The organism is Variovorax sp. Soil_C_33 (assembly GCF_057656935.1).
In genome coordinates, this window is record NZ_JBDGJK010000017.1 from 68781 (window position 1) to 86810 (window position 18030).

19 protein-coding genes are annotated in these 18030 nt (G+C 69.0%); 5 read left to right on the forward strand and 14 right to left on the reverse strand.

Going from position 1 to position 18030, the window contains the following annotated elements; translation table 11 throughout:
• Positions 1 to 53 precede the first annotated feature (53 nt).
• Genes AC3A6B_RS23340 through queC form a run of 3 tightly spaced genes read left to right on the forward strand, consistent with a single transcriptional unit; the run spans position 54 to position 1444 of the window.
• Positions 54 to 281, forward strand: coding sequence for a hypothetical protein (locus AC3A6B_RS23340; RefSeq protein ID WP_487839028.1), 228 nt, complete (start codon positions 54 to 56; stop codon positions 279 to 281).
• Positions 278 to 715 (forward strand): TA system VapC family ribonuclease toxin, encoded by a 438-nt coding sequence (locus AC3A6B_RS23345; RefSeq protein ID WP_487839029.1) that lies wholly within the window; start codon positions 278 to 280, stop codon positions 713 to 715. The genes AC3A6B_RS23340 and AC3A6B_RS23345 overlap by 4 nt, the downstream gene beginning before the upstream one ends.
• Before the next feature lie 27 nt (positions 716 to 742).
• A complete protein-coding gene (gene queC, locus AC3A6B_RS23350) occupies positions 743 to 1444 on the forward strand; it encodes a 7-cyano-7-deazaguanine synthase QueC (protein WP_487839030.1) in 702 nt (233 codons plus the stop codon).
• Here the strand turns inward: queC and AC3A6B_RS23355 are convergent.
• From AC3A6B_RS23355 to gspF, 3 genes are all read right to left on the reverse strand, one after another.
• Positions 1423 to 3189, reverse strand: a complete 1767-nt coding sequence (locus tag AC3A6B_RS23355; RefSeq protein ID WP_487839031.1) for an ABC transporter ATP-binding protein/permease — start codon at positions 3187 to 3189, stop codon at positions 1423 to 1425. The genes queC and AC3A6B_RS23355 overlap by 22 nt on opposite strands.
• Before the next feature lie 97 nt (positions 3190 to 3286).
• Positions 3287 to 4186 (reverse strand): 5'-nucleotidase, encoded by a 900-nt coding sequence (locus AC3A6B_RS23360; RefSeq protein ID WP_487839032.1) that lies wholly within the window; start codon positions 4184 to 4186, stop codon positions 3287 to 3289.
• 3 nt (positions 4187 to 4189) lie between these two features.
• The gene (gene gspF / locus AC3A6B_RS23365) at positions 4190 to 5422 is read right to left on the reverse strand and encodes a type II secretion system inner membrane protein GspF (RefSeq protein WP_487839033.1); all 1233 of its coding nucleotides are present in this window, start codon (positions 5420 to 5422) and stop codon (positions 4190 to 4192) included.
• Between the two features lie 95 nt (positions 5423 to 5517).
• Here gspF and AC3A6B_RS23370 point away from each other — a divergent pair, with 95 nt between their 5' ends.
• A complete protein-coding gene (locus tag AC3A6B_RS23370) occupies positions 5518 to 6090 on the forward strand; it encodes a hypothetical protein (protein WP_487839034.1) in 573 nt (190 codons plus the stop codon).
• A gap of 91 nt (positions 6091 to 6181) precedes the next feature.
• On the opposite strand, the gene gspE is transcribed toward AC3A6B_RS23370, so the two are convergent.
• From gspE to gspG, 10 genes are all read right to left on the reverse strand, one after another.
• Complete coding sequence (gene gspE, locus AC3A6B_RS23375; protein WP_214698490.1) at positions 6182 to 7603, reverse strand: type II secretion system ATPase GspE; 1422 nt, start codon at positions 7601 to 7603, stop codon at positions 6182 to 6184.
• A 10-nt stretch (positions 7604 to 7613) separates the two neighbouring features.
• Positions 7614 to 9932 carry a type II secretion system secretin GspD gene (gene gspD, locus AC3A6B_RS23380; RefSeq protein WP_487839035.1) on the reverse strand — a complete coding sequence of 773 codons (2319 nt, stop codon included), beginning with the start codon at positions 9930 to 9932 and terminating at the stop codon, positions 7614 to 7616.
• Positions 9933 to 9934: 2 nt separating this feature from the next.
• Positions 9935 to 10732 (reverse strand): type II secretion system protein N, encoded by a 798-nt coding sequence (gene gspN / locus AC3A6B_RS23385; RefSeq protein ID WP_487839113.1) that lies wholly within the window; start codon positions 10730 to 10732, stop codon positions 9935 to 9937.
• A 14-nt stretch (positions 10733 to 10746) separates the two neighbouring features.
• On the reverse strand, positions 10747 to 11307 hold the full coding sequence (locus AC3A6B_RS23390; protein WP_487839036.1) for a type II secretion system protein M: 561 nt from the start codon (positions 11305 to 11307) through the stop codon (positions 10747 to 10749).
• Complete coding sequence (gene gspL, locus AC3A6B_RS23395) at positions 11304 to 12512, reverse strand: type II secretion system protein GspL (RefSeq protein WP_487839037.1); 1209 nt, start codon at positions 12510 to 12512, stop codon at positions 11304 to 11306. Before gspL ends, AC3A6B_RS23390 begins: the two co-directional genes overlap by 4 nt.
• Positions 12513 to 12645: 133 nt before the next feature.
• Positions 12646 to 13836 carry a type II secretion system minor pseudopilin GspK gene (gene gspK, locus AC3A6B_RS23400; protein WP_487839038.1) on the reverse strand — a complete coding sequence of 397 codons (1191 nt, stop codon included), beginning with the start codon at positions 13834 to 13836 and terminating at the stop codon, positions 12646 to 12648.
• Positions 13833 to 14498, reverse strand: coding sequence for a PulJ/GspJ family protein (locus AC3A6B_RS23405; protein ID WP_487839039.1), 666 nt, complete (start codon positions 14496 to 14498; stop codon positions 13833 to 13835). The genes gspK and AC3A6B_RS23405 overlap by 4 nt, the downstream gene beginning before the upstream one ends.
• The gene (gene gspI, locus AC3A6B_RS23410) at positions 14498 to 14863 is read right to left on the reverse strand and encodes a type II secretion system minor pseudopilin GspI (RefSeq protein ID WP_487839040.1); all 366 of its coding nucleotides are present in this window, start codon (positions 14861 to 14863) and stop codon (positions 14498 to 14500) included. Before gspI ends, AC3A6B_RS23405 begins: the two co-directional genes overlap by 1 nt.
• Entirely contained in the window at positions 14860 to 15363 is a 504-nt protein-coding gene (locus tag AC3A6B_RS23415) for a prepilin-type N-terminal cleavage/methylation domain-containing protein (protein ID WP_487839041.1), read from the reverse strand. The genes gspI and AC3A6B_RS23415 overlap by 4 nt, the downstream gene beginning before the upstream one ends.
• Positions 15338 to 15778 (reverse strand): type II secretion system major pseudopilin GspG, encoded by a 441-nt coding sequence (gene gspG / locus AC3A6B_RS23420; protein WP_487839042.1) that lies wholly within the window; start codon positions 15776 to 15778, stop codon positions 15338 to 15340. Before gspG ends, AC3A6B_RS23415 begins: the two co-directional genes overlap by 26 nt.
• An 82-nt stretch (positions 15779 to 15860) precedes the next feature.
• Here gspG and AC3A6B_RS23425 point away from each other — a divergent pair, with 82 nt between their 5' ends.
• Positions 15861 to 16379 (forward strand): type II secretion system protein N, encoded by a 519-nt coding sequence (locus tag AC3A6B_RS23425; protein ID WP_487839043.1) that lies wholly within the window; start codon positions 15861 to 15863, stop codon positions 16377 to 16379.
• A 15-nt stretch (positions 16380 to 16394) separates the two neighbouring features.
• Here the strand turns inward: AC3A6B_RS23425 and ilvA are convergent, their stop codons facing one another.
• Complete coding sequence (gene ilvA, locus AC3A6B_RS23430) at positions 16395 to 17948, reverse strand: threonine ammonia-lyase, biosynthetic (protein WP_487839044.1); 1554 nt, start codon at positions 17946 to 17948, stop codon at positions 16395 to 16397.
• Between the last annotated feature and the right edge of the window lie 82 nt (positions 17949 to 18030).

Consider the following 18030-nt stretch of genomic DNA (forward strand, 5'->3'; position numbering starts at 1 on the left):
GCCCGCATCAAATGAGATAAACTGCATCAAGTTAACGAAACAGCATCAAAATCATGCGGACCACCGTCACCTTGGAAGACGATGCCTTCGTTGCTGCGCAAGCCTATGCGCAAGCGCGGGCACTGAAGCTCGGGCAGGCCATCTCCGAGTTGATCCGGCGCGGCAGCGGCGAGCGCCTGCCGGTGCGAAAGGAAGCCGGCGTCTGGGTGTTCGATGTGCCGGCCGATACGCCCAAGGTGACGGCGCGCCAGGTCAAGGATCTGCTGGAAGACGGGTCTTGAGCTACCTGCTGGATGCCAATGCGCTGATCGCCTTGGGTTGGCCGACGCATGAGCACCACGAGCGAATGATTCGCTGGTTCAAGGCGCACGCCCGGCATGGCTGGGCCACCAGCGCCCTGACCCAGGCGGCTTTCGTTCGCATCATTTCGCAGCCCGCCTTTTCGGGTCGAGCAATAGGGGTGAGCGAAATTGCCGAGGTACTGCTCCGCAACACGGCGCACCCTCGGCACCGTTTTCTCACGCTGGATTTCGGGATTGAGCAGGTGCTCGGTTCCTGCACCGGTGGACTGCGCGGCCATCGTCAAATCACGGATGCGTGGCTTCTCACGCTGGCAATGCGCAACCAGGTCAAACTTGTTACTTTCGGCGGCGGGATCGCACAGTTGCTGGCAACCACCGAAGAGCGGGAGCAGCATCTGCATCTGCCCGCCTAGTCAGCTCGCCAACGTGTAAACAGACCCATGCACACCACCGCCCTCGTCCTGTTCTCCGGCGGCCAGGACTCCACCACCTGCCTGGCCGAGGCGCTCGACAAATACGAGCGCGTCGAGACCATCGGCTTCGACTACGGCCAGCGCCACCGCGTCGAGCTCGAGGCGCGCACCACCGTGCTGGCGCGCCTGCGCGAGCGCTTCCCGCATTGGGCGCCGAGGCTGGGCGAAGACCACCTGTTGAACGTCGACGTGCTGGGCCAGGTCAGCACTTCATCGCTCACGCAGGACATCGCCTTCGAGATGCAGGCCAACGGCCTGCCCAACACCTTCGTGCCCGGCCGCAACCTGATGTTCCTCACGCTGGCCGGCGCGCTGGCCTATCGGCGCGGGCTGGAGGTGATCGTCACCGGCGTTTGCGAGACCGACTTCTCGGGCTATCCCGACTGCCGCGACGACACCATGAAGGCGATGCAGCTCGCGCTCTCGCTCGGCATGGACCGGCGTTTCGTGATCGAGACGCCGTTGATGTGGATCGACAAGGCCGCGACCTGGGCGATGGCGCACCGGCTGGGGGGCGAGCCGCTGGTGGAGCTGATCGTCGAGGACACGCACACCTGCTATCTCGGCGAGCGCACGCAGCGCCATGCCTGGGGCCATGGCTGCGGCAGCTGCCCGGCCTGCGAGCTGCGTGCGCGCGGCTGGGAGCGCTACGCGGCTTCGAGCCGGTAGCGCGCACCGGTGCCTTCGGGCTGCGGCACCAGTGTCCAGCGCTTGTCGTGGAAGGCCGCCGCCGACGCGCGGTGCGCGATCGACACCATCGCACCGCCTGCCGCGCGCACGCCTTCGGCCAGGCGCTTGTAGAGCGTCTCCTCGGCCTGCGCATCGAGCGCGCTGGTGGCCTCGTCGGCGAACAGCCAGGCCGGCTTCTTGAGCAGCACGCGCGCGATCGCCAGGCGCTGCTGCTCGCCGCCGGAAAGCTTCTGGGTCCAGGCGTCGCTGTCGTCCAGGCGCGCGGCAAGGTCGGGCAGCAGGGCATCCTCGAGCGCCTGCTTCAGCTGCGCGTCGCTGTACTCGCTCGCCGGCTGCGGATAAGCCAGCGCATCGCGCAGCCGGCCGTCGGGCACGTAGGGTCGCTGCGGAATGAACATCGCGTTCTCCGGCATCGACACCCGGCCGCGGGCGAAGGGCCAGATGCCGGCGAAGGCGCGGAACAGCGTCGACTTGCCGCTGCCCGAGGGGCCTTGCAGCAGCACGCTGTCGCCGGGCTTGACCATGAGCGCGGCGTTCTGGATCAGCGACGCGCCGCCCGGCAGCGCCACGGTGAGGTCGTCGGCTCGCAAGCCTTCGTCGCCGCCGGAGGGCGCGCGCTCCACCGCGCTGGCCGCGCCGGCATGGGCTCGCATGGCGGCCTCGAAGGAAGTGAGCCGGTCCGCGGTGGCGCGCCATACGGCGACGCGGTCGTAGTTGTCGACGAACCAGCTGAGCGAATCCTGCACGCGCCCGAAAGCCGAATTGACCTGCATCAGCTGGCCGAGCTGGATGGCGCCGCTGAAGAAGCGCGGCGCCTGCACGATGAAGGCGAAGATCACCGAGGCTTGTCCGAAGGAAGCCGTGAAGGCGACCAGGTTCTTCTGCTTGCCGATCAGCTTCAGGTAGTTCTTCAGCACCGAGCCGAAGCGCAGCTGGAGCTGGCCGTGTTCGACCTGTTCGCCGCGATCGAGCGCGATGGCCTCGCTGTATTCGCGAACCCGCATCAGGTGATGCCGGAAGTCGGCCTCGTAGCGCTGCTGCTGGAAGTTCAGGCCGATCAGCGGCCGCCCGATGAAGTGCGTGATCACGGTGCCGGCTGCGCAGTAGGCCAGCGCAATCCACACCATCGAGCCCGGCACCGTGTAGCTGCTGCCGAAGAACGGGACGCTGACCACGCCGCTGAGCGTCCACAGGATGCCGATGAAGCTCACCAGGGTCACCACGGCATTGAGCAGGCCCATCGACAGCGTCATCGTGTAGTCGGTGAAGAGCTGCATGTCTTCCTGGATGCGCTGGTCGGGGTTGTCGGGCGTCTGGCCGTCCTGCTGCCCGTAGCGCGCAAGTTCGAGGCGGTAGAAGGTGCGGTCGGCCATCCAGCGCGCGAGATAGCTGTGCGTCATCCAGGCGCGCCAGCGCAGCTGCAGGAGCTGCGTCAGATAGAACTTGAGGATCGCGATCGCGATATAGCCGGCCGCGATCCAGCAGAAAACGACGATCTCGCGCCAGAACACCGCCTGGTCCTTGTTCTGCAGCGCGTCGTAGAAGCGTCCGAACCACTGGTTGTTGAGCACCAGCATGTAGACCGTGCCGAGGTTGAGCGCCACGATCGTGGCGAGCAGCCCGCGCGCCTTCCATTTTTCTTCCGAGCGGAAGTAGGGCGCCGCCAGCGCGCCGATGCGGCGCAGGGTCGAGAGCAAGCTCGTGGAACCGTCGGGAGTAGTCATGGGATCAGCGTGGGTTGGCCGGCGCGCGAAGCGGCGCCTTTGCGTTCATCGTATCGCCTGGGCGCGCCGCATTCTTAAACGGCGCTGAAGCGCCGGCTCAGCGCAGGTTGCTGATGCCGCTCGCCACATGACCCGAAGGCACGTGGCGCGCGGCCGAGTCCACGTGGCCGGTCTGGTCGTCGAAGAAGAAGTCGGGCTCGAACTCGCGCAGAAACTCGCCCTTGGGCAGGCCGCCGAGGAACATGGCTTCGTCGACCTTGATGTTCCAGTTCATCAGCGTGCGGATCGCGCGCTCGTGCGCCGGCGCGCTGCGCGCGGTGACCAGCGCGGTGCGGATGCGCATGCTGGGATTGCTCGCGAGCTGGAGCCGATGCAGCGCGGCGAGCAAAGGCTTGAACGGCCCTTCGGGCAGCGGCAGCTGGGCCTTGCTGGATTCGTGCAGCTGGAAGGCGTCGAGTCCCTCGGCCTGGTACACGCGCTCGGCCTCGTCGCTGAAGAGCACCGCGTCGCCGTCGAAGGCGATGCGCACCTCGTTGGGGTAGGCGTCGCTCGCATGCACCGATTCGACCAGCACGCGCGCGGCCGGGAAGCCTGCATTGAGCGCCTCGCGCACGTCCTCGGCGTTGACCGAGAGGAACAAGTGCGCGCGCAGCGGCCGCAAATAGCCGAAGGGCGGCCGGCCCTGCGTGAACACGCCGCGCTGCAGCGAAATGCCGTTGGCCACGCCCGAGCGGAACACCCGCATGCCCGAGACCGGATCGTTGCGCGAGAGGATCACGACCTCGACGCGCTGCACGCCGTCGTCGTTGAAGCGCAGCAGCTTGCGCACCAGCGAGTAGGCGATGCCGGGCTGGGCCGGCACGTCGAGCCGTTCGAGCTGGAGCTTCATGTAGCCGGCGTCGTCGCCCGCTTCGAAGATCCTGTTCTCTTCCTCGAGATTGAAGAGCGCACGCGAGGAGATGGCCACCACCAGCTTGTCGTCCAGAGAAACCGGCATCGGCTACCTCACGAACTGATTGAGCTGGATGATCGGCATCAGCACCGCCAGCACGATCAGCATGACCACGCCGCCCATGGCCACGATGAGCAGCGGCTCGAGGATGGTCGCCAAGTGCATCGCGCGGCGCTGCACCTCGGCGCCGAGCTGGGCCGCCGCGCGCTGCAGCATCAACGGCAGGGTGCCGGTCTGTTCGCCGAGGCGGGCGAACATCGAGACGATGCCGGGGAATCTCTTCTTCTGTGCCAGCGCGGAGGCGAGCGGCGCGCCTTCGCGCACCAGCACCAGTGCGTCGAGCGCGTCGGCGCGCATGGCGCGGTTGCTCAGCGTTTCGGAGGCGGCCTGCAGCGCGCGCAGGATCGGCACGCCGGCCGTGGCCAGCATCGCGAGCGTGCTCGCGAAGCGCGCCGCGTTGTAGCCGCGGGACAGCCTGCCGACCAGCGGCAGCTCGAGCCAGGCGGCGTCGAATCGTTCGCGCACGGCAGCGCGTGCCAGCGCCATGCGCGCGCCGAGGGTCGCCAGCACGATGGCGCCGAGCATCAGCCAGCCGTAGTTGCGCACGAAGTCGCTCAGGGCCAGCATCGCCACGGTGAGGATGGGCAGCGCCCGCTTCGTGCCCGCGAACACGTTGGCCACCTGGGGCACCACGTAGCTGACGAGGAAGATCACGATCACGATCGCGACCAGGGTCACGATCGCCGGGTACAGGGCCGCGCCGACCAGCTTCTGCTGCAGCGCCTGCCGCTGTTCGAGGTCGTCGGCCAGGCGCTCGAGCACCAGGCCGAGATTGCCGCTTTGCTCGCCGGCGCCGATCACCGCGGTGTAGATGGGCGAGAACTCCCGCGGATGCTGGGCCAGCGCGCGCCCGAAGGGCGAGCCCGCGTTGACCTCGGCGCGCAGGGAGGCGATCAGGTTGCGCTGCTGTTCGGTCTCGGCTTCGTCGGTCAGCGCGGTGAGCGCGCGTTCGAGCGGCAGGCCGGAAGAGACCAGGCCGGCGATCTGCCGCGTCCAGACCGAGAGGGTGGTGGAGTTGAAGACGCGCTTGCCGCCCAGCAGGCGGCGCAAGCTCCGGTCCGGCGCGGCGCCGCTCTCCACGCTGCCGACGACGGTCACCGACAGCGGAATCAGTGCCTGTGCGCGCAGCATCCCGCGGGCGCTGCGGGCTGTGTCGGCTTCGAGCACGCCCTTGCGGGGCTGGCCCAGTTGGTCTATGGCTTCAAAGGAATAGGCGGGCATGGTGACTGGCGACAAAATGCGCGAGCCAGCATTGTCGGCGTTTGGCGTTGCCTTTTCGTCGCGCGGCTTCCACAACACCACTCCGAGGAGTCTTCATGTCGCTTCGTACCACTGCTGTAGCCGTCGCTGCGCTGCTGGGAGCGCTTTCCCTTCCCGCCGCGGCGCAACCCACTTTCGACGGCTTTCTCTGCTGCAACATGCGCACCGACGGCAGCTGGATCAGCGACGGCAACTATGCCGAAAGCGGTAAGCGGATCATCCCGGCCGGCACGCCGGCGCGCGTCACTGGCTATGGCCGCAACCGCGTGCAGGTCGAACTCAACGGCAGCAAGCAGGCCATCGGCAACGACTACAGCCGCGACCTTGATCTCGGCACCTTCGCCAAGCGCTACGTGGTGAGCGATGACCCGGCACGCAAGATCGCGGGCTACCCGCCCAAGATCCGGGACGCAATCAAGTCGGCGCGCGTCACCAAGGGCATGACGCGGGAGCAGGTGGCGATGGCCGTGGGCTATCCGATGAGCAGCGAGAACCCGAACCTCGACGCGCCGATCTGGCGCATGTGGCTCAGCAGCTTCAGCGAGTTCCAGGTGCTGTTCGACAATGCGGGTCGCGTGCGCCATGTGGAGACCGACCCGCAGACGCGCAACCTCGTCGTGCTGGAGTGACTCTCTTGGCCCCAAGGCTTCTCACTCTGCTTCGCTGCGTGTAACTCGACCCCCGAGGGGGCGGCCCGGCGGCGGCCGATTGGCCGATCGATCAGTCTCTCGTCACGCGCAGCAGCTCGGCGCGCGAGGTCACGCCGGTCTTGACCAGCCGCTCGCCGTCCTCGCGCATCGAACGCAGGCCGCCGCGCTCGGCCGCCACGAAGAGCTGGCTTTCGGGCGCGCGGTTGTGGATCAGCGATTGCACCGTGTCGTCGGCCACCAGCAGTTCGAAGATGCCGGTACGGCCCTGGTAGCCGGTCTGGCCGCAGGCATCGCAACCGACGGGCTCGGCCTCGTCGCCGGCGGCCGAGGGCACGGCGCAGACCGGGCAGAGCCTGCGCACCAGGCGCTGCGCCAGCACGCCGAGCAGCGAGGAGCTCAGCAGGAAGGGCTCCACGCCCATGTCGGTCAGGCGCGTCACGGCGCTGACCGAATCGTTGGTGTGCAGCGTGGCCAGCACCAGGTGTCCGGTGAGCGAGGCCTGGATCGCGATCTGCGCAGTTTCGAAATCGCGGATCTCGCCGATCATGATCACGTCCGGGTCCTGCCGCAGAATCGCGCGCAGCGCCTTCGCGAAGGTCAGCTCGATCTTGGCGTTGACCTGGGTCTGGCCGACGCCGGGCAACTCGTATTCGATCGGATCCTCGACCGTCATGATGTTGCTTCGGCCGGCATCGAGCCGGCTGAGCGCGGCGTAGAGCGTGGTGGTCTTGCCGGAGCCGGTCGGCCCGGTGACCAGGATGATGCCGTGCGGCTGGCCGATCAGGTGCTGGAAGCGCGCCAGCGTGTCGCCCTGCATGCCGACGGCTTCGAGCGTGAGCTTGCTTTCGGTCTTGTCGAGCAGGCGCAGCACCGCGCGTTCCCCGTGTGCCGACGGCAGGGTCGAGACCCGCACGTCGACCGCGCGCGTGCCGATGCGCAGGCTGATGCGCCCGTCCTGCGGCAGGCGCTTCTCGGCGATGTCGAGGTCGGCCATGATCTTCAGGCGCGAGATCAGCGCGGCGTGCAGGGCGCGGTTGGGCTGCACCACTTCGCGCAGCGTGCCGTCGATGCGGAAGCGCACCGCGGAGGTCCGCTCGTAGGGTTCGATGTGGATGTCGCTGGCGCCGTCGCGCGCTGCCTGCGTGAGCAGCGCGTTGAGCATCCGGATGATGGGCGCATCGCCGGCGCTTTCCAGCAGGTCTTCCACCGCCGGCAGCTCCTGCATCATGCGCGAGAGATCGGCATCGCCCTGCACCTCGCTCACGACCGCAGCGGCGTTCGATTCGCCTTGCGCATAGGCGGCGCTGATGCGCTGCGCCAGCTCGTTGGGCGCCAGCGCCTCGAAGGCCTTGACCGGGTACTTGCGGGCCACCTCGCCGATCGCGCTGCGCGGCGGCACCTGGGGCATCCAGAGGGTGAAGGCGCCTTCGTCCGTTTCTTCGAGCAGCAGTTGCTGGCTGCGTGCGAAGGCGTAGGGCAGGGGATAGCGCACGGCAGGATCCTTAAGGCAGTTCGCGCGCCGTGGACGGGTCGGCGGTCGGCGGCAGCGCGCCCTTCATCGGGCCCGGCGGCAGCGGTGCGTGCTGCGGCGGCAGCGGCGGCGGGATCAGGCGCGTGCCCTCGATGCGGCGCGACGGGTCGCCGCGCACGGTGTCGCTCAGCGGTGGCAGCACCGGCGCCCCGCGCACCGAATTGAGCATCGGGTTGTCGGTCGAAGGCTGGATGTTCTGCTGCATCGCGCGCAGCGCATCGTAGCGGTCGGCCGTGATCGTGTCGCCGGAGAGCTGGTCGCGCACGATGGTCGGCCGCAGGAACACCATGAGGTTGGTCTTGCGGCGGCTGCGGACCTCGCTCTTGAACAGGTTGCCGAGCACCGGGACGTCGCCGAGGCCGGGCACTTTTTCCTCGGAGGTCGAATACTCGTCGGACAGCAGGCCGCCGAGCACGATGATGTTGCCGTCGTCGACCAGCACGTTCGATTCGATCGAGCGCTTGCTCGTGGTGGGGCCGTTCAGGTTGTTCACCGTGGATGCGACCACGCTGGAGACCTCCTGGAAGATCTGCATCTTGACCGTGCCGGTCTCGCTGATCTGCGGGCGCACGCGCAGCGTCAGGCCGACGTCCTTGCGCTCGATGGTCTGGAACGGGTTGACGGTGTTGGTATTGCCGCCGGCGCTGGTGTACTGGCCGGTGACGAAGGGCACGTTCTGGCCGACGACGATCTTGGCTTCCTCGTTGTCGAGCGTCAGCAGATTGGGGGTGGACAGCACGTTGCCCTCGCCGTTGCTCGCCAGGAAGCGGGCCAGGAAGCCCAGCACGTACTGCCCGTCGCTGCCGTAGCGGTGGCCGATGCCGAAGTTGAAGCCGGTCGAGGGCCGCGTCGCGGCGTTGCCGGTCGCCAGCCCGACGGCCAGGTCGATGATGTTGGCGCCGCCCAGGCTCGAGTTGGTGCCGATCACGCCCACGTTGCGGTCGCCGCTGCTGCCGAGGCCGGCTTGCCACTGGATGCCGAACTCGGCCGCCTTGTCGGCATTGACCTCGACGATCAGGCTTTCGATCAGCACCTGCGCGCGGCGGCTGTCGAGACGGTCGATCACCGCGCGCAGCTGCCGGTAGAGCGGTTCGGCCGCGCTGATGATCAGCGAGTTGGTCGCCGGGTCGGCCTGGATCTGTCCACCGGTGGAGGGCTGCGCCGTCCCGCTGATTGGTGCCGTGGCGGCGCTCATTCCGCCTTGCGCACTCGCGCCGAGCTGGCTGAACTGCTGTTGCTGCTGTTGGGCGGCGGGCGTGGTTCCGGCGGTACTGAGGGCACCGGCCGCGCCGCCCAGCGCGCCGGGGGTGCTCGGCTGCGAGCTTGCGAGCGCGGCGCGCAAGGTGATCGCCATCCGGACCGCGTCGGCGTTCTTGAGGTAGACGACGTAGATGTTGCCGGCCGCGCCATTGCCGCTGTCGATCGGCGCACGGTCGAGGCGATCGATCAAGATGCGGACCAGCTGCGAACGCGCCGGGTTGGCCGCGCGCAGGATGACGGCGTTGCTGCGCGGCTCGGCCAGCAGCGTGGTGCGGAACGAGGCGTCGGCGGCGCCGGGCGCGGCGCCCGCCACCTGCCCGGGCACGGTCGCGGACCCGCCTTCGACCAGGCGCGTGAGCACCGGCACCAGGTCGGTGGCGACCGAGTGCTTCAACGGAATGACCTCGATGTCGGAAGCGTTCGGCACGTCGAGCGCGGCAATGATGCGCGCCAGCCGCCGCATGTTCTCGGCATAGTCGGTGATCACCAGCGAGTTGTTGCCCGGGTTCACGTTGATCGTGTTGTTGGGCGCGATCAGCGGGCGCAGTACCGGCAGCAGGTTGTTGGCCGACTCGTAATTGAGCTTGAAGACCTGGGTCACGATCTGGTTGCCGCTCAGCGTCGCGGTGGCGGGCGTCGAGGTGCTGACGGCGCTGCTCTGCAGCTTGGCATCGGCCTCCGGCACCACCTTGTAGAGGCCTTCGGACTGCACGATCGCAAAGCCCTGCAGGCGCAGCGCCGCGGCAAACTGGTTGAAGGCCGCGGCGGGGGAGATCGCGCGGTCGGTCTGCAGGTTGATCGTGCCCTTCACGCGCGGGTCGACCACCACGTCGCGGCCGGTCACGACCGCCATGGTCCGCGCGACGGATTCGATCTCGGCGTTGGTGAAATTCAGCGTGATCGGCTCGCCGCGTCGTGGCGGCGCTGCGGCTTCCTGCGCGAACGCAGCCGGAATGCAGGCGGTGATCAGCATCTGTGCCGCGAGGGCGGCGGTGCCGATGCGTGTCGCGTACGAAGACTGTTGCTTCATGGTCAACCCAGTGTGATGAGCGAGCGCGCGCCTTCGCGTCGCCCGATGATATTCAACAAATTCGAGAGCGCATCTTCGCGCCCCGGGGCGGCGCTGGCTTCGCCGTCGAAGCGCAGCGCGCTCCCGTCCCATCGTCCGCTGCCGCTGAGCTGGAGACTGCCTTCGCGGGTGGTCAGCAGGAGGGTCGGCGTCGGCCCGCCCTCGAGCGTGATGCGGTAGCTGCCCATCGGCTTGAGCGTCGAGAGGCTGGACGAGATGTCGGTGGCGTCGAGGACGGCGCGGCCGGCGAGCCCCAGCTGCGGGCCGTTCCATTGCATCGCGAAGGCCTGCATGGAGATGTCGAGCACGCCTTCGGGCTTGAGGGTGTTCCAGGGCGCGCCGAAACCGCTGAGCAGCGCGGCGGGCCAGCGGGACTGGCCGTCGCGCCACTCGAGCTGCAATCCGCTGGGCCGCGGACGCGCCTTGAACTGCAGCGGCTTGGGCGCGCAGCAAGGGATGTCGAGCGCGGCGGTCACGCCGTCCCAGCGCGGCCGCAATGTCCAGCCCAGCGTGCCGGGCAGGGAAATCGATTCGGCGCCGCCCGCGCCGCTCGAGAACACGACTCCCGCGCTGCCGTTCCAGACCGTTCCGCGCGCATTGACCAATTGCAGATGGCCATCGCTTCGCGCGGCCAGAAAGGCGGCCAGCCAGCGTGCCGGCGCGTAGACCGAGAGCGCCAGCACCGCACCGATCAGCGCGCCGAGAATGGCCCAGCGCCGGCCGGTCGATTTGCCGAGGACAGGAGAGCGTCGGGTGGCCATGGCGGTGACGGTGCTCAACGGGCCGGCAGGCTCATGACCAGCGTGCCGTCCCAGCGCACGACGGAAGGCTCGGCACCTTTGGCCGTTGCTGCGGGGGAAGCGGCGGCCGGAGCGCCTTGCGCGGTGCGCGTCAGATGCACCTCGCGCGGCACGGCGCGCGCATTGCTGCGCGCCTGTGCCAGCCATTGGGCGAGCGTGTCGGCGGGCGTGGTGCGCATGGCGATCGTCACGCCTTCGCCGGCAGCGGCGGGCTGCATCTGGGCGTTGGGTCCGAAGCTCTGGCGCACCGAGGTTTCGAGCGCGCGCATGGCGTCGTCGCGGCTGGCGCGCGGCTGGGACTGCAGGGCCTTGGCTTGCGTCTGCAGGCTGGTCATCTGCTGCAATTGCGCATCGAGTTTTGCGTGCTCGGCCGGTGCCGACGACAGGGTGCGCAGCGCGGGCGCCAGCATCACCCACCAGAGCAGGGCGAGCACCACCAGCGCGGCGGCGATCGCGATCATGCGCTGCTCGCGCGATTCGAGTTCGGGCCACCAGGCCTGCCAACGTGCTTCGAGGGATTCGAGCCAGTTGTTCATCGCGCGGCCTCCGCCTGAACCAGCAGCAGATCGCCTTCGCTGCGTGCGCTGTAGCCGCGTGTGGACAGCGTGGACGCGACGCTGTCTGCCTCGGCGGGCTGCAAGCCCAGGCCGCGCAGCCGCAACTGGCCGGCGCTGTAGTCGATGGCAGTGGGCACGCGGCCGGGCGGCAGGCTGCTTGCGAGCACGCCCAGCATGGGTTCGAAATCGGCCGCGGCGACGCCGCCGGTGGCCTGCTGCAGCGAGGCGACCTCGCGTGCCATCTGCACCGGCGCATCGACCACCAGTTGCACCGACGGGAAAGTCTGCTTGAGGATGCTGTTCACCGCGGCACGCTTGCTGTCGAGCGCGCTGCGCTCCTTCCAGGCCCAGGCGTTGAGGCCGATGAGCTGGGCCAGCACCAGGACCAGTGCGCCCCAGCGTGCCGCGCGCCACTCGGGCTCGTGCCATACGGCGCGCCAGATCCCTGCCAGCTTCTTGCTCGCGCGGGCGCGGCCGGTGGACGCAAGGTCGAACTGCGCAAGATCCCAGGGCGATCGGCTGGCCTGCAGCCAGCGTGCGGCTGGCTTGACGATCGGCACGCGGCGCCCGAGCAGGCTTTCCGCCAGTTCGGCCACCGCGGGTTCGGCCAGCATCGTCGTGCCTTCGGGGGGCGTGCCGAGCAGCGCAACGCCGGCGCCGTCGAGCGGCAGCGCGGTCACCCCCTGGGTGTCGCAGATCACGAGCTGCGCGGCGTCCGTTTCGCCGATCGCGAAGACCATCGGGGCCGCGCCGGCCGGCTGCGGCGCGAATTCGGGAACGATGCGCGTGACGCGGCGGCCCGCTGCTTCGAGAGCCTGCACCGCGCTGCGCAGCCAGATCCGGTTGCAGGCCGCCACCCATGCGGGCGTGGCGGCGCGTGCGCCGGGCTCCAGCGCGAAATGCAGCAGCTCGGGTTCGTCGAGCAGCCGGTCTTCGAGCAGGCCATTGAGCACCGAGCGCACGCGCACGGCGCCGCTCATGCTGCCCTGCGGCAGCGTGACCTGGTGCCAGGAGAGGGCGGCCGCGGGCACACCCAGGATCACTTCGTCCCCGCTCGGCAGCAGGGCCGGCGGCGCGCTTCCCTGGGAGCGCAGCTTGCGGCCGTCGCTGGACCAGACCGCCCAGCCGTACTCGCCGCCGGCGGGAGCGGGCGGGGGTGGGACGGTGACGAGCAATAAGGCCATGGCGATCGGTGAGGGGTGGTCATTGTAGGTGGATGGTTCACATCCACCCGCTACATATTTGATAGCGCCTTACGCCCGTGGCGTGGGCGCTCCCGTGCTTTTTATCCTATAAGCGTGACTAAAAGTTTCCGCTTCAGGACTTCGGCAGCGCCGGCGTGGCGCCCGCACCACGTTCGCGCCACACGATGCGGACCTCGATGCCGTCGCGCCGCAGCAGCGACTGTTCCTCGACCCAAGTTCGGTCCAGCCGCAACCGTCCATGTACTTCGAAGTAGCTGCTTGCCACGCTGTGCTGGCCTTCGCTGAACTGCACCGAGCTGTCCTGCAGGAGGCGGTTCGCGTCGCTCAGGGTGCGGAAGTGGCTGCGCGTGCGTTGCGCCACCAGGCGCTTGGCACCGGCGAGATCGAGCGCGGGAACACTGGCGAACAAGGCTTCGGCGCTGGCGGTGTTGATGTTGAGCTTGCTGCCCGCCGGCAGCACGGTGACGTAGGGTTCCAGCGCGGCCACGGTGTTGGGCGAGAGGCCGAGCCAGACCAGCTGGGAGGTGCGCTGCGGCATCAGCGGGCCAGTGGCCGAGGTGTCGGGAGTCACGGCGGGGGGCGTGGTGCCGCTGCCCGTGCCCGTGCCCGTGCCCGTGCCCGTGCCTGTGCCTGTGCCTGTGCCTGTGCCTGTGCCTGTGCCTGTGCCTGTGCCTGTGCCTGTGCCTGTGCCGGTGCCGGTGCCGGTGCCGGTGCCGGTGCCGGTGCCGGTGCCGGTGCCGGTGCCGGTGCCGGTGCCGGTCGTCGCGGCGGCCGGCAGCGCACGTTGCAGATTGGCTGTCAGCGCCGCCAGTTCCTGCGCGGGCAAGCCCAGCAGTTCGAACAGCTTGGTGAAGGCGGCGACCGATGCGACCACGGGCTTGCCGCCCTGCACCAGGCTCAGCACGTTGAGCTTGGATTGGGCATCGATGATGCGGCCCGAAAGAAAGGCATCGGGCAGGCCTTCGAGCACATCGCTCGCGATGTTCTTCTCGGCCGAGAGAAAGCTGGTCAGCTTGGCTTCCTCCAGCGGCACGGCCCAGGGCTCGGCCAAGTGGTCTGCGCCCCCGCCCGCGGCGGCGCCGGCTCGGGCATCCTCGCGCAGGATCAGGCGTGACCAGTCGAGCGCGCCGACCAGCACCCAGGCCGACTGCACCCGCGCCCGCTCGGCCGCCTCGACCTCGACCGCGCGCCACTGCTGCCAGAGCGCGGCGGCGGCGAAGGTCGCGACCAGCGTGACGGTCAGCATGGCCGCCAGCAGGGCAGCGCCGCGCGTGTTGCTGGCGGACTTCACTCGCGTCTTCATGATTTGGGCGCCATGGCGGTGGGCCGCAGCCAGTCGCGGGTCAGCAGCCCGGCGAGCGCCGGGCCGGGCGGCAGGCTCAGGACCAGGCGCACGCCGTCGGGCAAGGGCGTGCTTGTGCCGAGCACCTCGGCGCCGACGGCCGGGCTCCAGCTGTCGTTGCGGAAGTAGTAGAGCTGCCAGGCCTCGACCGGCATCAGCCCGAGCTCTGCGCCGCGCAGCTCGCTGCCGGAGCTCGTGCCGGCGCCGCCGTCCTGGCCCCATGCGGCGGCGCGGTCCCAGGCTTGCTGCCATTCGGCGCGGGTGGTGATGCCGGGCGATTGCCAGCGCTGCCAGCGCGCGCCCACCACGGCATCGGCGCGCAGGGTCCAGGCAACTACATAGACCACCGATTGGGCGCTGTCGGTGCTGCGCCGCGTGAGGCGCAGCACGCGGCCGTCCCAGTCCATCGGCCTGATCTGCGCCAGCGCCGTCGTGGCATCGAGATCCGCATTCCATTGCGAGAGCGCAGCCTGCAGCGTGAGCATGGCGTCGCCTCGCTCGCGGTTCAGGGCTTGGGCGCGCGCCATGCCCTCCAGGCCGCGCCAACTCACCAGCGCGAGCAGTGCCATGACCGCGATCGCGACCAGCAGCTCGATCAGCGTGAAGCCCTTGGATCTGCGCATCAATAGCGTCCCACGACGGTGGACAGGCGCAGCACCGGCGCGTCGGCTGCATCGCGCACCTGGACGTCGACACGGCGGAAGTTCGGGTTCAGCGTGGGCGTGGTCGAGACGGTGACGGCGAAGCTCACGTTGGCCTGGGTGCAGACCAGGCCCGCATCGCCGACCGCCGGCAACTGCCGCGCGAGCCGGGCTTTGATCAGCTCGTTTTCGGCGCACAGCTGCGCGAGCAACAGGTCCGACTGGCGCTGCGCGTTGCGCGTGAGCGCCATCGTGGCTTGCGAGCCGGCCATCAGTGCGATCGCGACGATGCCGAGCGCGACCAGCACTTCGATCAGCGTGAAACCTGCCTGCCGGCCGCTGGTCATGGCGCGACCACCGTGAAAGGCCGCAGCCCGTCGGTGCCGATGCGCAGGCTGCGCGCCGGCGGGCCGTCCGCGGTCAGCAGCACCTGCTGCGCCGCGATGATCGGTTCGGGCCCCAGCTGCAGCGCCGGGACCGCGGTGCCGTCGGCGGCGAGGGGTTGCGCCGCGATGCCGTCGGCGAGCCAGGCGGTCGGCAGGGTGCCGGGCTGCAGGCCGTCGAAGATGAAGTTGCCGGGGCCTTGCGGCGTAGGACGCCAGCGCACTGCGATGCCGCTGGCGCGGGATTGTGCCCGTGCCGACTCGAGCAGCGCCGCGAGCCGCTCGGCTTCGCGATCCAGCGTGGCCTGGCCCGAATCCCGCAGCGCCAGCCCGACGCCGGCCGTGGCGAGCGCGATGATCGCGAGCACCACCAGCAGTTCGAGCAGCGTGAAGCCGCCGGTACGGCGGCGGGCGCTGTCGGAGCGAGGGCCGCAGCGCTTATTGCCAGCTGCCGATGTCGGCATTCTTGCCTTCGCCGCCGGCCTGGCCGTCGGCGCCGAGCGAAAGCACGTCGATCTCGCCCTTGAGGCCCGGGTTCATGTACTGGTAGGGCCGGCCCCAGGGGTCGTTCGGGAGCTTCTCGACGTAGGGCTTCCAATTGGGCGCGGCTGGGCCGCTGGTGGGGCGGGTGAGCAGTGCCTGCAGGCCTTGTTCCGACGTGGGGTAGCGCTGGTTGTCGAGCCGGTAGAGCTTGAGCGCCTGCATCAGGTTGTTGACGTCGGTCTTGGCGGCGGTGACGCGTGCGTCGTCGGCGCGTTCGATCACGTTCGGCACGATCAGGGCCGCCAGCACGCCGATGATGACCAGCACGACCATCAGCTCGATCAGCGTGAAGCCGCGCTGCAGGGCGCGCGCAAGGGGGCGGTGAGAAAGGGGCATGAAAGGTGGGGAGCAGATCAAAAAGAAGCGGGCCTCAAAAGAAGAGGGCCTTGCGGCATTCGCTGAATGATAATCCGGCCCCATGTCAGTTCCCTATGCACCTGCCCGCTGGCCCTCGGCCACCGCGACGACCGGCCTTTGGGCGCTTGCCGCTGCGAGCATCGTGTTCTGGGGGCTGCGGCTGATGTCGCCGTCCGATGCCGTCGCACCGCCCGCGGTGAGCAGCGGTGCGTCGCCGACCGTGGATTCGACGGCGGTGGCGCAAATACTGGGTGCGGTGCCCAGCCAGGCCGTGGTCACGGCAACGCCCGATGCGGCAAGCCGCTTCGTGCTGCAGGGTGTGGTGGCCGACACCGACCAGCAGGGTGCTGCGCTGATTGCCGTCGACGGCAAGCCGCCACGGCCGTTCCGTGTCGGTGCCAAGGTGGCGGATGGCTATGTGCTGCAGTCCGTGAGCACGCGCGCCGCCACGCTGGGCGCGAGCCTCGACTCTGCTGCGGCCTTTACATTGCAGCTGCCGGTGCGGCCGCTCGCCGCGAACCCCCCGCCTGCAGTGCCCGGCGCTCCGCCGCCCGTGGTGGCGCCGGCTCCGCCGCGCTGAGGCGCCGGCCGGGCCTCAGGCCTGCAGGAACAATCGATAGACCGGGTTGGCGGTTTCCTCCACGAAGGGATAGCCGAGCGTCCGGAGGAATTCGTCGAACGCAGCATGGTCGGCCGCCGGCACCTGCAGCCCGACCAGGATGCGGCCGTAGTCGGCGCCCTGGTTGCGGTAGTGGAAGAGGCTGATGTTCCAGGTCGGCCGCATGAGGCTCAGGAACTTCAACAGCGCGCCGGGCCGTTCGGGGAACACGAAACGCAGCAGCCGCTCGTCGTGCGCGAGGCCGGTGCGGCCGCCGACCATGTGGCGGATGTGCTCCTTCGCGAGCTCGTCGTGCGTGAGGTCGATGGCGCCGAAACCGTGCGCAACGAAGGTGTCGGCGATCGTCTTCGATTCGCCGCGCGCCGTCGTGGTCAGCCCCACGAACACGTGCGCCTCCCTGGCATCGCTGATGCGGTAGTTGAACTCCGTCACGCTGCGCGATGCGCCCGGCAACTGGCCGACCAGTTCGCAGAAGCGGCGGAAGCTGCCGCGTTCCTCGGGAATCGTCACTGCGAACAGCGCCTCGCGCTCCTCGCCCACCTCGGCGCGCTCGGCCACGAAGCGCAGCCGGTCGAAGTTCATGTTGGCGCCGCAGAGGATGGCCGCGTAGGTCTCGCCGCGCGTGCCGTGCGCCTCGACATACTGCTTGATCGCGGCCACCGCGAGCGCGCCTGCGGGCTCGACGATGCTGCGCGTGTCGATGAAGACGTCCTTGATGCCGGCACACACGGCATCGGTGTCGACCGTGATGAACTCGTCCACCAGGTCGCTGGCGACACGGAAGGTTTCTTCGCCGACCAGCTTGACCGCGGTGCCGTCGGAAAACAGGCCGACGTCGGGGAGCGTCACGCGCTGGCGGGCCGCGACCGATTGCATCATCGCGTCCGAGTCGTTCATCTGGACGCCGATCACCTTGATCTCGGGCCGCACGGCCTTGATGTAGTTGGCGACGCCCGCGATCAGGCCACCGCCGCCGATGGCGACGAACACCGCATCGAGCGGGCCCTGGTGCTGGCGCAGGATCTCCATCGCGATCGTGCCCTGGCCCGCGATGACGTCGGGGTCGTCGAAGGGGTGCACGAAGGTCAGCCCGTGCATCTTCTGCTGTTCGAGCGCGTACACGTAGGCATCCGAATAGCTGTCGCCGTGGAGCTGCACTTCGCCGCCGAGCGCGCGCACCGCGTCGATCTTGAGTTGGGGCGTGGTCACGGGCATCACCACCACGGCGCGCGCGCCCAACTTGTGGGCGCCGAGCGCCACGCCCTGGGCATGGTTGCCGGCCGACGCGCATATCACGCCCTTGGCGAGCTGGTCGACGCTCAGATGCGCCAGCTTGTTGTAGGCGCCGCGCAGCTTGAAGCTGAAGACGGGTTGCTGGTCTTCCCGCTTGAGCAGCACGGTGTTTCCCAGCCGCGCGCTCAAGGCGCGCGCCGGCTCGAGCGCGGACTCCACCGCGACGTCGTAGACGCGGGCGGTGAGGATCTTCTTCAGGTAATCGGCGGGAGTCAGTGGCGCTGTCGGCTTGGGCATAGGGCCGCGATCATAGGCCTGCGCAAGCGCCGCAGGCGGCCGCAAGAAAAAAGCCCCGGGCCTTGCGGCTCGGGGCTAAATC

Excerpts from the sequence above, each read along its gene's own strand:
- AC3A6B_RS23360 (WP_487839032.1), bottom strand. The coding sequence starts at position 4,186 with ATGCCGGTTTCTCTGGACGACAAGCTGGTGGTGGCCATCTCCTCGCGT.
- gspN (WP_487839113.1), bottom strand. The coding sequence starts at position 10,732 with ATGGCCACCCGACGCTCTCCTGTCCTCGGCAAATCGACCGGCCGGCGC.
- queC (WP_487839030.1), top strand. The coding sequence starts at position 743 with ATGCACACCACCGCCCTCGTCCTGTTCTCCGGCGGCCAGGACTCCACC.
- AC3A6B_RS23390 (WP_487839036.1), bottom strand. The coding sequence starts at position 11,307 with ATGAACAACTGGCTCGAATCCCTCGAAGCACGTTGGCAGGCCTGGTGG.
- ilvA (WP_487839044.1), bottom strand. The coding sequence starts at position 17,948 with ATGCCCAAGCCGACAGCGCCACTGACTCCCGCCGATTACCTGAAGAAG.
- gspI (WP_487839040.1), bottom strand. The coding sequence starts at position 14,863 with ATGACCAGCGGCCGGCAGGCAGGTTTCACGCTGATCGAAGTGCTGGTC.
- AC3A6B_RS23415 (WP_487839041.1), bottom strand. The coding sequence starts at position 15,363 with ATGCCGACATCGGCAGCTGGCAATAAGCGCTGCGGCCCTCGCTCCGAC.
- gspD (WP_487839035.1), bottom strand. The coding sequence starts at position 9,932 with ATGAAGCAACAGTCTTCGTACGCGACACGCATCGGCACCGCCGCCCTC.
- gspF (WP_487839033.1), bottom strand. The coding sequence starts at position 5,422 with ATGCCCGCCTATTCCTTTGAAGCCATAGACCAACTGGGCCAGCCCCGC.
- AC3A6B_RS23355 (WP_487839031.1), bottom strand. The coding sequence starts at position 3,189 with ATGACTACTCCCGACGGTTCCACGAGCTTGCTCTCGACCCTGCGCCGC.
- gspL (WP_487839037.1), bottom strand. The coding sequence starts at position 12,512 with ATGGCCTTATTGCTCGTCACCGTCCCACCCCCGCCCGCTCCCGCCGGC.
- gspG (WP_487839042.1), bottom strand. The coding sequence starts at position 15,778 with ATGCCCCTTTCTCACCGCCCCCTTGCGCGCGCCCTGCAGCGCGGCTTC.
- AC3A6B_RS23340 (WP_487839028.1), top strand. The coding sequence starts at position 54 with ATGCGGACCACCGTCACCTTGGAAGACGATGCCTTCGTTGCTGCGCAA.
- AC3A6B_RS23425 (WP_487839043.1), top strand. The coding sequence starts at position 15,861 with ATGTCAGTTCCCTATGCACCTGCCCGCTGGCCCTCGGCCACCGCGACG.
- AC3A6B_RS23405 (WP_487839039.1), bottom strand. The coding sequence starts at position 14,498 with ATGCGCAGATCCAAGGGCTTCACGCTGATCGAGCTGCTGGTCGCGATC.
- gspK (WP_487839038.1), bottom strand. The coding sequence starts at position 13,836 with ATGAAGACGCGAGTGAAGTCCGCCAGCAACACGCGCGGCGCTGCCCTG.
- AC3A6B_RS23370 (WP_487839034.1), top strand. The coding sequence starts at position 5,518 with ATGTCGCTTCGTACCACTGCTGTAGCCGTCGCTGCGCTGCTGGGAGCG.